Genomic DNA, 13161 nt, shown 5'->3' on the forward strand with positions numbered 1-13161 from the left:
CGGAACATCCTGTGACCGTTCGTCATCCGACCTCAGCGGGCGGGGATGCGTTCCAGGACTCCCCCGGCGAAGACGTCGTAGAGGCCGGTCGCCTCCAGGTGCACGTAGCCGATGTGGCAGTCGCAGATCGCCGCCGGGCACGCCATGGCCCTCGGCCTGAACGTGCCCTCGTAGAGGTTTCCGAGCACGGCCGGGACGAAGTGGCAGCGCCGCACGGTGCCGTCGCCGTCGACGGAGATCACGCTGTCGCCGGTACGGCAGGGCAGGCCGGCGCTCCGGTGCGGTGTCCGGCTGTGCTGGAAGAGCGGATCTATCGCCGTCCAGTCGGCGGCCTCGTCATCGGTGTAGACGGTGCCCTCCGCCGCGTTCACCCAGACGTAGACCTCCGCGGGCAGGTCGGCCCGGATGCGGCGGGCGTGGCCGAGGTGCTCGGGCAGCCCGACCACGCCGACGCTGAAACGGACCCCGCGCGCGACCAGGTCGCGGCAGCGGGTGAGAAAGCGCTCGTGGGTGACCTGGCCGGGATGGTAGGTCGCCCAGAGGGCGAGCGTGTCCAGGTCGGCCTCGGCCAGCCAGCCGGACCGGCAGCTGAGGTTGGTCTGGATGGCGACCCGCCGCACGTGCGGAAGGTGGCTCAGCTCGACCATCGCCCGGCGGTACCACGAGCGGACCAGGCCCTCGCCCCACGGGGTGAACAGCACCGAGACCGGATGCTCCCGTCCCGCCACCCAGGCGGTGAACCGCTCCAGCGCCGCCCGGTCCCGGCTCAGCTGCTCCGGGCTGTCGCGCCGCTTGGCGAACGGGCAGTAGGGGCAGTCGTAGTCGCAGCTCGCCAGCGGCCCCCGGTAGAGAATCGTCAGGTGATCGAGACCTTCGCCGTCGGCGCTCGGATCACCTGATCCACCGGGCCTGCCCGGCAGGAGCGGCAGGTGGCGGATTCCGGAGGCGGGGGCGCCAGGTGAGTCGGCCAAGCCTGTCACCGTTCCTCGTATCGGGCCATCAGCGCGCGAACCCTGCCGGAGAACAGCGCGGGACCGATCGCGTCGGAGCGGGCCAGCCCCTCGGCGGTGAGCCGGAGCCACCCGGGGCGCGCCCCTTCGCCGCCCGGCGGCGGCGCGTCACGCTCCAGCAGGCCCCCAGCCGTCAGGCGCTCCAGCTCCTCGCCGAAGTGGGCCTCGGCCCCGGCTCCGAAGCGGGCACGGTACGCGGCGGGATCGAGCCCGTCGGCCTGGAGCAGCGACTGGATGAGGTGGCGACGGCGCCGGTCCTCCTCGTCCAGCCGGAAACCCACATTGGCGACCGCGAACTCCTCGGAAGCCAGGCGCACGTAGTCGTCGATGATCGCGCGCACCTGGCCTGCGCCGACCGCGTACTCGTGGGAGTAGTGCAGATGAGAGGTGTAGGAGCGGGCACCGCAGCCGAGGCCGACCATGCCGTCGCTCTGGCAGCTGTACTCGGCGGGGCTCGACCGCCCCGGCAGCCGGAACATCCGCATCGAGATCTGCTCGTACCCGGCGGCGAGCAGGTGGTCGCGACCCTGACGGTAGAGGGTGAGCCGGTGGTCGTCCCAGTCGCGGGCGCGACGGCCCAGACCGGTGAGCGGGCGGACGTACAGGGGGTAGAGGTAGATCTCCTCGGGCTTCCAGGCGAGCGCGGCGTCCAGCGAGTAACGCCAGGACGCCTCCGTCTGCCCGTCGATGCCGTAGATCAGGTCGAGGTTGAGCGTCTCGAACCCGGCCTCGCGGATCCGGCCGAGCGCCGTCTCGACCTCCTGCCGCCGCTGCGGCCTGACCGCCGCGCGGGCCTCGGCGTCCACGAAGCTCTGCACGCCGATCGAGACGCGGGTCGTGCCCCGCTCGGCGAGGACCGCGAGCCGGTCGGCCGTCGCGGTCGCCGGGGAGGTCTCCACGGCCATCGGGACGGCCCGCAGGTCGATGCCCATGATCTGCTCGGCGAGGTCGAACATCCTGGTGAGCTCGGCGGCCTTGAGATAGGTCGGCGTGCCGCCGCCGACGGCCGCCGCCACGAAGCGGGGACCGTTCAGGGCGCCCCGTACGGCGCTCGCCTGGCGTTCCAGCGCGCCGAGATAGGCGTCGACGAGCTCCTCGGGGGCGCCGGTACGGGTGAACAGGTTGCAGAATCCGCAGCGCATCTCGCAGAACGGGATGTGCAGGTAGAGAAAGAGGTGGTCGACGGGCTCCCTGGCCCACACCTCCGCCAGTGGCGGACGTGGATCGAGCGGCCGGTAGGCGGTCTTGTGCGGGTAGGCGTAGACGTACCCCTGATACGGCCCCGCCTCGGGTGAGACGGCGTCCGGCGGCGGCGGTGCGGGTGCGCCCCGCTCGCCGTCCACCACCTCTGGCGTCCGGCCAGGACTCGGAGTCAACGCCACTCCCCCCGCTCCATCGTGAACTCACCGTAGGGCACGGTCCAGACGACCTCGTGACCGATCCGGTGCCCGACGTATCCATCCTCACCGTAGGCGGTGCCGTGATCGGAACAGACGATCGCGAACCCAGGGCGCCGTTCGCTCATCAGCGCGAACAGCCTGCCGATGTGCCGGTCGACGTATTCGAGCGCGGCGGCGTGGCTCCGCCGGCTGTCACCGTGCTCGCGAGTGGCGCCCGGCAGGTGGAACCAGTTCGGCTGGTGCAGGGCCGACACGTTGACGAACAGGAACACCGGACCGTCCACCCCCGTGACCACCCGCTCGGCGCATGCGATCTGCGCTTCGAACGAGGTCCGCGAGGTGACCCCGAACCCCGGCTCCCAGTGGCTCTCGGCGAACATCGCCGGCAGCGCGGACCCGAGCGGGGTCAGCTTGTTGAAGAACCCCACCCCGCCGACGCAGACCGTGTGGTATCCCGCCCCGGCCAGCCCGCCGGGCAGATCGGGCGCGTCGAACACCCAGGTGCCCGGGGCCGTGGTCTCGCTCCCGGGGAACGCGGCGGCGAACGGGCGGGGATGCGGTCCCGGCTCGATCGGGGTGGGCAGGAAACCGGCGAGGATCGCGGCGTGCGCGGCGTAGGTGAAGCTCCCCGGACTGTGCCGCCGCTCCCACCGGCCGCCCGGCAGTGCCCTGCTGAGATTCGGCAGCCGACCCGCCGCCAGCAGTTCCTCCGCCACGTCGTACCGAAGCGTGTCGAGCGTTACCAGCAGCAGGTCGTGGCTGCCCACGATCTCGTTCATGTCACGCATCGGCCCCGCCTTCGCCCCCGAGGTCACGGGACCGCCCGGGCGCGGTTCTCCCCGCCCCCTGCGGCGAGTGCCGGGCGAGGATCGCGCGGACCTGGGCACCGTAGGTGTCGAGGCCCTCCGCGCCGCTACCGGGCAGGCCCTCCAGCCGGGGCAGCAGGTCGCCGAACGCGTTGACCTCGGCCACCGCGAGATCGTGCCAGTCGGCCCCGACCATCAGGTCGACCCCGGCGGCCGGACTCCCGGGAAAGCAGGCCGCCGCCCGCGCGCAGACCTCCAGGGCCCGCGCCCATCCCTCGGCGCCGAGTCCGGCCCTGACCTCGCCGAGGTCGCCGCGCAGACCTCCGAGGTGCAGGTTCGTTATGGGCCCCCGGCTCGTGCGGACGACCGCGTGGGTGGGCGTGCCGTCCACGACGACCACCCTCAGATCTATCACACGCCCGCCGAGGCTCGCCTTGGGAAACCATCGCTCGACGTGCAGCCCGTCTCCGGCCAGCGCCTCGACGATCGCCGCCAGATCGGACTCGTCCTCGTAGCACCTGACCCGCAGGGAGTTGCGCAGCCCCCCGGAGGTCAGCTCCGCCGAGGTCACCGCCCTGACCCGGTCTCCCGACGCGTGCAGGGCGACGACCCCCGAGGCCGACGAGCCATGGGCCGGTTTGACGAACACCCGCCCCCAGCGGGCCTCGCCCATCCGCTCGCGCAACTCGGCATAGCCGCGGATCGGTCCGGGAAGCGCGGGCGGCACCGGCACCCCGGCCGCCGACAGCCTGGCGTGGCAGCGTCGTTTGTCGAACATCACCGAGATGTCCTCGACGTCGGCGAGCAGCACGGCCCCCGGAGCCCGGCCGACGGCCTCGCGGACCCGCGCCGCCCCGGCGACGAACGCGGCGTGCCAGCGGGCCCCGCCGCCGACCCGGGACGGCTCGCCGCCTCCGCGCAACAGCTCGTCCGTCTCCGCGTCCTCCCCCGGCGAGTCGATCCGTACCAGCGTCTCCGGCTCGATCCGGATCTCCGCGCCGCGCAGCACGGACGTCCACGGCAGGACCGCGGGCTCGCGCAGTCCCTGCCGGACGCAGGCGTCGGCGAACATGGCCACCCGCCGCTCCCCCGGCGTGCCGACGACGGCGAGCGCGGTCATTCGGAGACCGCGACGTAATACCAGTCGTCGTCGGGCTTCTCCTGTTCGGACAGGTCGAGCTCGACGCCGGAGAACGCCGCCCTGAGGCGCTCGACCATGGCGTCGCTCAGGAAGTGGTGGTGCAGGTCCAGCCGCCTGAGGTGGGCCGGCGACCGGCCGGCGAGCAGCGCCTCGGCGCCCGCGTCGGTGAGCGTGCCCATCGACAGCGCGAGCGACTCCAGCCGGGCCAGCACCGGGGCCGAGACGACGGCCGCCGCGACCTCGTCCTGGATCTCGCTGTCCTGCAGGCCGAGGTGCTTGAGCGCGGGCAGCCGCTCGCCGGACAGGATGGCCTCCAGGTCCGCCACGGTGGTGTCGCCGCCGTAGTTCTCCGACCCGAGCCAGAGCTCCAGGTATTCGAGCGCGGGAAAATCGCTCGCACCGACCGCCCTGGCCACGGCCGGAGGCAGGCCGCCGGTCTCGAACCGGAGGATTTTGAGGTTGTCATGCCGGACGGGCCGCAGCTTCAGCTCGGTGCCGCCGCGCACCTCCAGTCGCTCCAGCAACGGGAACGCCTCCAGCAGCGGGGTGACGTCGCTCTGCACGATCCAGGAGATCTCGCACTCCTCCGAGGGCATCGCGCCGAAGAAGAGCGATCGCAGCTTGGGAAGGCGCGCCGCGTGCTCGGCCAGCAGCCGGATGGGGCCCGAGGCGTCGACCTCGTAGGCCTCACCCCAGCCACCGACGATGATCGCCCTGACCTCGGTGGTGTCGACGGTCTCGACGAAGCGCGCGAAGTGCTCCTCGAAGGTCTCCTTGGCATCGTAGACGTGGACCGAGAGACGCCACGCCGCCTCACCCGCCGCGGGCATGGGCGCCCCCGGCGGGCGCAGGCTCACGATGGGCAGGCCCGCGTACTCCCCACGGTAGAGACCGTCGACGTCGTCGTTGAACTCGCTGTAGTCCATCGGAAGCTCCCGTCAGGCGTGACACGACAGAACCTGTCCTACCAGAGGTGCACGACACTTTAAGAATCATGTGCGCAGGTCAGAAAGACATGAAAGCTCGGCGATGATGGACGGCATGGACAACGGTCACATCCGTCTCAATTCCGCGGTGGGACGCTGGGTTCTGCTCACCACGGTGCTCGGTTCCGGCATCGCCCTGCTGGACGGCACGGTGGTCAACGTGGCGCTGCCCGCCCTCGGCGCCGATCTCGGCGCCGACATGGCCGGGCTGCAGTGGACCGTCAACGCCTACACCCTCACCCTGGCGGGTCTGATCCTGCTGGGCGGCTCGCTCGGTGACCGGTACGGCAGGCGCAGGATCTTCCTGATCGGCGTCGTCTGGTTCGCCCTCGCCTCCGCCCTGTGCGGCCTGGCGCCCAACGTGCAGACGCTGATCGCGGCCCGCGCGCTGCAGGGCATCGGCGGGGCGCTGCTTACCCCCGGCTCCCTGGCCATCATCCAGTCGTCCTTCGACCGCGAGGACCGTCCCAGGGCGATCGGGGCGTGGTCGGGCCTGGGCGGGGTGGCCTCGGCCATCGGCCCGCTGCTCGGCGGGTGGCTGGTGGAGACGGCCGGCTGGCGCTGGGTGTTCCTGATCAACCTGCCGCTGTCGGCGCTCGTCGTGCTGGTCGCCCTGCGGCATGTCCCGGAGAGCAGGAACGCCGAGGCCGCCGGCCGGTTCGACGTGCTCGGCGCGGCGCTGGCGGCGCTGGCGCTGGCCGGGGTCACCTACGGCCTGATCGGACTGGAGGTCGTCCCGGTCGTGGCAGGCGTGTCGCTGGGCGCCGCGTTCGTCTGGCTGGAGATCAGGCGCTCGCCCAGGGCGCTCGTACCGGTCGAGGTCTTCGCGTCAAGGGTGTTCACCGCGGTCAACGTCGTCACGTTCGTCATGTACGCCGCGATGGGCGTGGTGTTCTTCCTGCTGGTGGTCCAGCTGCAGGTGTCGGCGGGCTTCTCCCCGCTGCTGGCCGGGTCCGCGATGATCCCGGTGACGATCCTGATGCTGCTGCTGTCGTCGCGCGCGGGCGAGCTGGCCAGGCGCGTCGGGCCCCGGCTGCCGATGACGGCCGGCATCCTGGTCTGCGCGGGAGCCCTGCTGCTGATGTCGCGGATCGGCCCCGGCTCGTCGTACGTGGTGGACGTGCTGCCCGTGACGACCCTGTTCGGCCTGGGTCTGTCGGCGGCGGTCGCGCCGCTCACCGCGACCGTGCTGGCCAGCGCCGACGAGCGGCACGCGGGGGTGGCCAGCGGCGTCAACAACGCCGTCGCCAGGACCGGCGGGCTGCTCGCGGTGGCCGCGATCCCCCCGCTGGCCGGGCTGACCGGTGACGCCTTCGACTCCCCCGCGATCTTTACCACCGGATTCCATACGACCATGCTGGTCAGCGCGTCGATGATGGGCCTCGCGGCGCTGCTCACCTTCCTCACCGTCCGGGGGAACGTGCTGATCCGCTCGGAGCCGAAGACCGGCTGCCCGGTGACGGCTCCCCAGCCCGGCAGGTGACCGCCCTCAGAAGGTGAACGCCTGGCTGCGGACGCTGTTGTCGAAGTTGGACACCAGCAGCTCCGGCTCGCCGACCGAGCGGACCTCGGGCAGCCGGGTGAACAGCTCGCGGAACATCGCCCTGATCTCCTGCCTGGCGAGGTTGGCCCCCAGGCAGAAGTGCGGCCCCGGACCGCCGAAGCCCACGTGGGGCTTGGTGTCCCGGGTGATGTCGAACCGGTCGGCGTCCGGGAAGACCGTCTCGTCGCGGTTGGCCGAGCCGTAGAAGAGCACCACCTTGTCGCCCGCCTTCAGCTGCAGGCCGCGCAGGTCGTAGTCCTCGGTGACGGTGCGGCGGAACTGCATGATGGGGGAGACGTAACGGACCATCTCCTCGATGGCGCCGCCGATGTGGGCGTCGAAGTCGTCCACCAGCAGGCGCCGCTGCTCGGGGTTGTCGGTCAGCAGCTTGATACCGTGCGCCATGGTGTTGCGGGCCGTCTCGTTGCCCGCCACGAGCAGGAGCGTGAAGAACGACCCCAGCTCCCTGTCGGTCAGCCTCTCACCGTCGACGTTGGCGGTGACCAGCGCGGAGACCAGGTCGTTGCCCGGTGCCCCCGAGCGCTCCCTGCCCAGGTTGATCACCAGGCGCTGCAGGGCGAGCAGCGCGAGCGTGTTCTGGGCGGCCATCCTGACCGTGTGCGCCAGGCTGGGCCGCACGCCGGAGTAGGCGGTGGAGATGTCGACGTGCTGGTGGACCCTGGCCCGCACGTCGTCGGGGACGCCCATCATGTCGCAGATGACGTGGATGGGCAGTTTGGCGGCCACCTGCGTGACGAAGTCGCCGGGTCCCGAGGCCGTCACGTCGTCGACGATCCGCGCGCACGCGGCGTCGATGTCGCCCTGCAGGTTGCTCAGCATCTTCGGGCTGAACGCGCGAGAGACGATGCGGCGGAGCCGGGCGTGCCGGGGGTCGTCCATGTTGACCATGGACTCGCCGAACACGTGCTTGACCCAGCCGGGCGGCTCGGGGCTGGTCACGCCGGGCTCGCTGGAGAACACCTTGGCGTTGCGGCTGGCCTCCACCACGTCGGCGTGCCTGACCAGCGCGTAGAAACCCTTGCCCGAGCGGAGCAACGGCACCCGCTTCTCCTCGAAGAACACCGGCCGGTCGAGATCCCGAAGCCGCGCGAACGCCTCATGCCGCTCCTTGAGCGGCCGCCGCCAGAATCCCAGGTCGGCCAGGTCGATTTCCATGCTTCCAATCCTGGCATGTTCTTTACCCGTACCGGCCACGTGAATTTCATATCCTTGTGGGCCGCGTGTCCGAATTATCGGAAACCATTACGGCTATGAGAGCCGTGTTTCTCGTCTCCATTGCCTTCACCTCCCTTCTGGTCTCCATCTCCCCCTCCATGGCGAGCGCCTGCTCCGGCGTACCCTCCGACTTCGACGGCGACGGACGGGCCGATCTCGCGGTCGCCGCGCCCTACACCCGCTCCGGCGGCCACGCCCGCGCGGGGGCGGTCACCGTCCTGTACGACATGCGCACCGCCCGGAGGCTGACCCAGGACGACCCCGGCGTGCCCGGCGAGAGCGAGACCGGGGACGCGTTCGGCTCGGCGCTGGCGACCGGTGACTTCGACGGTGACCGCTGCGCCGACCTGGCCGTGGGCGTCTCCGAGAAGGACCGCTCCCGGCCGGGAGCCGACGGCGACGGAGTGGTGCTGCTGTTCCACGGCTCGCCGGACGGCCTGCGGCCCGGCAGGGTGATCGACGCCGGTGACCTGGGCCGCGAGCGCGACTCCGGCCGGTTCGGGGCCGCGCTCGCGGCGGGGGACCTGGACGGAGACGGGGACGACGAGCTGGTGATCGGCGCCCCGGGGCTGGGGGGCGGCGCGGTCGGGGTGTACGGGTTCAGCGGACGCGAGCCGTACATGATCACGCAGCGGACCGGATGGGTGGGACAGCCCGAGAAGGAGACCGACCAGTTCGGCGCGGTGCTCGCCACCGGGGACTTCGACGGCGACGGACGGGCCGAGGTCGCCGTGGGCGCGCCCGCGGACACGGTCCTGAAGAACGGCCAGGGCTCGGTCACCGTGCTCGACGTCCGGCGGCGGAAGGCGACCTTGCTCACCCAGGACAGCCCGGGGATCAGCGGCCGCGCCGAGGCCTGGGACTTCTTCGGCGAGGCCCTGGCATCCGGTGACTTCAACGCCGACGGCCACGCCGACCTGGCGATCGGCGTACCGGGCGAGGGCCTGACCGAGAACCAGCGGGCGATGGACTACGGCGACGGCACGGTGCACGTCGTCTACGGCTCCCGCGCCGGGCTGCGCACCGCGGTCTCGGAAACCTGGTCGCAGCGCTCCCTGAAGGGGGAACCGCGCTACTTCGACCGCTTCGGCGCCGCCCTCGCCGCCGGAGACCTCAACGGTGACGGCGACGACGAGCTGGCGATCGGGGTGCCGGGTGAGAACGCCGTCCAGGTGCTCGCGGGTACCCGCTCCGGCGGGCTCACCAAGAACGACAACCTGCTGATCACCGGCGAGGGCGGCGACTTCGGCGGGGCTCTGGCCATGGTCGCGGGCCGCGGCCTGGTCATCGCCGCCCCGCACGACGGCAGGCTCACCCTGCTGCGCGGGACCGTGCGGAAGGGCCCCTACCCCGGCATCCGCCCGTCGACGGCGAGGACGCTGGCCACCGCCGCCAAGGGCACCCTGTTCGGTTACGCCCTCACAAACTCGTCCTCACCCCGGTAGACGACCGTTTTCTTCGACTCGCTACCTAAGATGATGGTCATGTTCGACGCACAGCACAGGACCGTCCGCGACCTACGCCGAGGCAACCGGGCGATAGTGCTGCGCGCCCTCTACTTCGAGGGACCCGCCAGCCGCCAGGAGCTCAGTGAGACCATCGGGCTCAGCCCCGCCACCGTGAGCAACGTGACGGGAGATCTGCTGGCGAGCGGGACCATCGTCGAGGCGGGCCTGGCCGACTCCGACGGAGGCAGGCCGCGCGTGTTGCTACGGGTCAACACCACCCACGGCTACGCCATCGGCGTCGACGTCGGCGAGACGCACGTGCACGTCGAACTCTTCGACCTGGACATGAACCGCCAGGCCAAGGCCGAGTACGCGCTCCGCCCGACCCGGCACGACGTCGATCTGGTCGTCCGCCACATCATCGAGGGCATCGACGTGGTCCTGAACGAGAGCGGCGTGCCCGCCGAACGGGTGCTCGGCGTGGGGGTGGGCGTTCCCGGCGTCGTCGAGACGGGGCCCGACGCCCTGATCCACGCCCCGACCTTCGGATGGGACGCGGTCCCCCTCGGCAGGCTCCTGCGGGCGGGCACCGACCTGCCGCTCTTCGTGGACAACGGCGCCAAGTCGATGGGGCAGGCCGAGCTGTGGTTCGGCGTCGGGCGCAGGGCCAGGCACGCCGTGGTGGTGCTGATCGGCTCGGGAGTCGGGGCGAGCATCATCACCGACGGAACCACGTACCTGGGGGCCAACAGCAGCGCCGGCGAGTGGGGCCATACGAAGATCATGGTCGGCGGGCACCGGTGCCGCTGCGGCGGAGAGGGCTGCCTGGAGGCGTACGTGGGGGCCAGGGGCATTCTGGAACGTGCCGGGGTCTGGACGGAGAGCGTCGACGAGCAGGCCGCGCTGGCCGAACTGGTGGCCGGCGGTTCCCCCGTCATCGACGAGACCGTCACCTATCTGGGCATCGGCCTGGCCAACCTGATCAACCTGTTCAACCCTGAGCGGATCATCATCGGCGGCTGGGCCGGCGTGCTGCTCGGCGAGCACCTGCTGACGAGGATCAGGAAGGTCGCCGCGGACAACTGCCTGGCGCAGCCGTACAAGACGGTCTCCATCGGTCTGGGCCGCCTCGGCGTCGACTCCGTCGCGCTGGGCGCGGCCACCCTCGTGATCGAGAACTTCCTGCAGGTCGGCACGACCTCGAAGCCGAACGGCGCTCCCAGGCGTCCCCGGAACCGCGCCGGGATCTGACCGTTCGTTCCGGCTCGTTCCGCAGCAGGACGGGAAGGGCCCGTCCCATGCGGCGGGCCGTGCGGCCGGGACACCGGAGAGCCGGGCCGCACGCCCCCGGGAGGCTAACGGATACGCGTCCTGACCTTGACCAGGCGGGAAATCTCCTTGCGGAGCTTACCGATGTCGGCCTTCGCGTCGGCGGTGACGATCACACCGAACCTGACCGTGGCGACGCCCCGGCGCGAGCCCGCCCAGGCGCGGATCCGCACCGTCGTCGAGTCGCCCTTGTCGAGGGAGGTGATCCAGCAGGAAAGGTCACGGCGTTTGACCGAGCACTTGACGCTGCGCGGCTTGGAGATCACCTTGATCTTGCGGAACCGGTTGGGGAAGTCCCCGATGAGTGCCACGTAGTGCTGGCCACTGGCCTTCCTGTTACTGACCTTGATCGTGTAGACGAGGGATCCCCCCCGGCGGACGTGCTTGGGGAAGGAGATCACGTACCTGAAGTCGGTGGGCGCCGCGGCGGTGGGTGACACGGCGGGTGCGGTGGGTAGCGCGGACCTGGCGGCCGAGGCGGGGGGCTGGACGAGGAGGGTGCCACCCAGCGCCATGGCGAGAACCATGGCGCCGAGTCTCGTGGTGAGGGGACTCATAAGCCGCATCATCCAACAACTCTTCAGGAATTCCTCTGGTGCTTTAGGTCAGTACCGCCTGTCCTGCCGGAATGGTGAACCGGGCACCGGTCTTCGCCGGAGCGCCGCGCCTGCTGATGTAGTCGAGCGTGCGGAAGTCGGCGTGCAACTCCTGTGGCGTGACCCGGCAGACGATGTAACCGCGCCGCTGGTCGAGGTAGGAGATGTGCGGGTTCTCGGCGATCGTCGCGGCGACCCGGCTCTCGTCACGGTAACCGTCACCGTCGCTGGCGATCGAGGAGGTGACGAGTTCCACCGCGATCCGGGGCGAGTCCGGGTCGTCGAAGTCGAGCCTCAGGTCCGCCGCGTGGTGCATGTGCGCGTCTCCGGTCAGCACCACCGGGTTGGCCGCGCCCGTGTCCCGGAATCCGGTCAGCAGGCGGGTGCGCTCGGCGGCGTAGCCGTCCCAGGAGTCCATGTTGACCTCGGTGCCCGGCCCGACCCTGGAGTCACGCTGGGCCATCAGGATCTGCTGGCCGACCAGGTTCCAGCGGGCGCCGGAGCTCGCGAGACCGTCGAGCAGCCAGCTCCGCTGGTCCTCGCCGAGCAGGGTGCGCCCGGTGGCCAGCCTGTCGTCGCAGCCGGACCTGAGCCCGTCCTCGCAGGCCTGGTCGTCGCGGAACTGCCGGGTGTCGAGCAGGTGGAAACGGGCCAGCGGCCCCCAGTCCACCCGGCGGTGGACCCGCATCGCCGCCCCGCCGGGCACGCTCGTCCGGCGCAGCGGCATGTTCTCGTAGTAGGCCTGGAAGGCGTTGGCCCTGCGCCGGGCGAACGCCGGGTCCCCGGAGCTGGAGACCTCTCCCGCCCAGTTGTTCTCGATCTCATGGTCGTCGAAGGTCACCAGCCACGGCGCGACCGCGTGCGCCGCCTGCAGGTCGGCGTCGCTCTTGTACTGCGCGTGCCGCATCCGGTAGTCGGCCAGCGTGGCGCAGGTGCCCGAGGTGTGCTGCCGTACGCTCCCGGCGAGGGCCGTGTACCCCCGTGGCGCGTACTCGTACATGTAGTCGCCCAGGTGGACGACCAACTCGGGATCCTGCTCGGCCAGCCTCCGGTACGCCGTGTAGAAACCGTGCTCGTAGTGGGCGCAGGCGGCGATGGCGAAGGTCAGCGGGGACGATGAAGACACAGCGGACACTGCGGACACCGAGGACGGGGCGGTGCGGGTGCGGCCGGTCGGCGACAGGTGGCCCTCGGCCCGGAAACGGTAGAAGTACTCCCGGCCTGGCTCCAGGTGGTCCACCTCGACGTGGACGCTGTGCGCCCGCTGCCGGCGCGCGGTCTCGGTGCCCGCGCGGACCACCTTGGCGAACCGCTCGTCGGTGGCGAGCTGCCATTCGACATCCACGTCCCTGGCCGGCATCCCGCCCCGGCCGTCCGGGCCGAGCGGGTCGAGGGCGAGCCTGGTCCACAGCACGACGCCGTCCGCCGACGGGTCGCCGGAGGCGATGCCGAGCCTGAACGGGTCGCCGGCGAGGGTCCGGGCCGGGCCGTGCCCGGCCCCGGTGAGCAACAGGCCGCCCGCACCGGCGGCGGCGGAAAGAAACACTCTGCGTGACAGCTTCTGCTCCACGCCCCCAGTGCAACCGCCCCACCTTTCCCCGCCATGGCCTGAGCATCAAGGCAGGATGAACAGCCGTTGCACAGGCAAGTGCCTTACCCAGGGTGA

The 13161-nt window shown here is 71.2% G+C and carries 11 protein-coding genes; 3 read left to right on the forward strand and 8 right to left on the reverse strand.

The window, feature by feature from the left end:
• Positions 1-32 precede the first annotated feature (32 nt).
• From ABT061_RS19860 to ABT061_RS19880, 5 genes are read right to left on the reverse strand one after another with little or no spacing between them, the layout of a single operon-like run.
• Positions 33-920, reverse strand: a complete 888-nt coding sequence (locus ABT061_RS19860; protein WP_350920048.1) for an STM4011 family radical SAM protein — start codon at positions 918-920, stop codon at positions 33-35.
• 56 nt (positions 921-976) lie between these two features.
• The gene (locus tag ABT061_RS19865) at positions 977-2353 is read right to left on the reverse strand and encodes an STM4012 family radical SAM protein (protein WP_350920051.1); all 1377 of its coding nucleotides are present in this window, start codon (positions 2351-2353) and stop codon (positions 977-979) included.
• A gap of 29 nt (positions 2354-2382) precedes the next feature.
• Positions 2383-3198 carry an STM4013/SEN3800 family hydrolase gene (locus ABT061_RS19870; RefSeq protein ID WP_451954131.1) on the reverse strand — a complete coding sequence of 272 codons (816 nt, stop codon included), beginning with the start codon at positions 3196-3198 and terminating at the stop codon, positions 2383-2385.
• Positions 3191-4336: an STM4014 family protein gene (locus tag ABT061_RS19875; RefSeq protein ID WP_350919548.1), complete on the reverse strand. Its 1146-nt coding sequence runs from the start codon at positions 4334-4336 to the stop codon at positions 3191-3193. The genes ABT061_RS19870 and ABT061_RS19875 overlap by 8 nt, the downstream gene beginning before the upstream one ends.
• A complete protein-coding gene (locus ABT061_RS19880) occupies positions 4333-5283 on the reverse strand; it encodes an STM4015 family protein (protein ID WP_350919551.1) in 951 nt (316 codons plus the stop codon). Before ABT061_RS19880 ends, ABT061_RS19875 begins: the two co-directional genes overlap by 4 nt.
• A 115-nt stretch (positions 5284-5398) precedes the next feature.
• Here ABT061_RS19880 and ABT061_RS19885 point away from each other — a divergent pair, with 115 nt between their 5' ends.
• Positions 5399-6826, forward strand: coding sequence for an MFS transporter (locus tag ABT061_RS19885; RefSeq protein WP_350919554.1), 1428 nt, complete (start codon positions 5399-5401; stop codon positions 6824-6826).
• A 6-nt stretch (positions 6827-6832) separates the two neighbouring features.
• Here the strand turns inward: ABT061_RS19885 and ABT061_RS19890 are convergent, their stop codons facing one another.
• Positions 6833-8062 (reverse strand): cytochrome P450, encoded by a 1230-nt coding sequence (locus ABT061_RS19890; RefSeq protein ID WP_350919557.1) that lies wholly within the window; start codon positions 8060-8062, stop codon positions 6833-6835.
• 95 nt (positions 8063-8157) lie between these two features.
• Here ABT061_RS19890 and ABT061_RS19895 point away from each other — a divergent pair, with 95 nt between their 5' ends.
• Together ABT061_RS19895 and ABT061_RS19900 are read left to right on the forward strand one after the other, a co-directional pair.
• Positions 8158-9567 (forward strand): FG-GAP repeat protein, encoded by a 1410-nt coding sequence (locus ABT061_RS19895; RefSeq protein WP_350919560.1) that lies wholly within the window; start codon positions 8158-8160, stop codon positions 9565-9567.
• Between the two features lie 39 nt (positions 9568-9606).
• Positions 9607-10821, forward strand: a complete 1215-nt coding sequence (locus ABT061_RS19900; RefSeq protein WP_350919563.1) for an ROK family transcriptional regulator — start codon at positions 9607-9609, stop codon at positions 10819-10821.
• Positions 10822-10925: 104 nt separating this feature from the next.
• Here the strand turns inward: ABT061_RS19900 and ABT061_RS19905 are convergent, their stop codons facing one another.
• Together ABT061_RS19905 and ABT061_RS19910 are read right to left on the reverse strand one after the other, a co-directional pair.
• Positions 10926-11456, reverse strand: coding sequence for a hypothetical protein (locus ABT061_RS19905; RefSeq protein WP_350919566.1), 531 nt, complete (start codon positions 11454-11456; stop codon positions 10926-10928).
• Positions 11457-11499: 43 nt separating this feature from the next.
• Positions 11500-13065, reverse strand: a complete 1566-nt coding sequence (locus ABT061_RS19910; protein WP_350919569.1) for an alkaline phosphatase D family protein — start codon at positions 13063-13065, stop codon at positions 11500-11502.
• Between the last annotated feature and the right edge of the window lie 96 nt (positions 13066-13161).

It is taken from the genome of Streptosporangium sp. NPDC002544, assembly GCF_040295965.1.
GTDB lineage: Bacteria > Actinomycetota > Actinomycetes > Streptosporangiales > Streptosporangiaceae > Streptosporangium.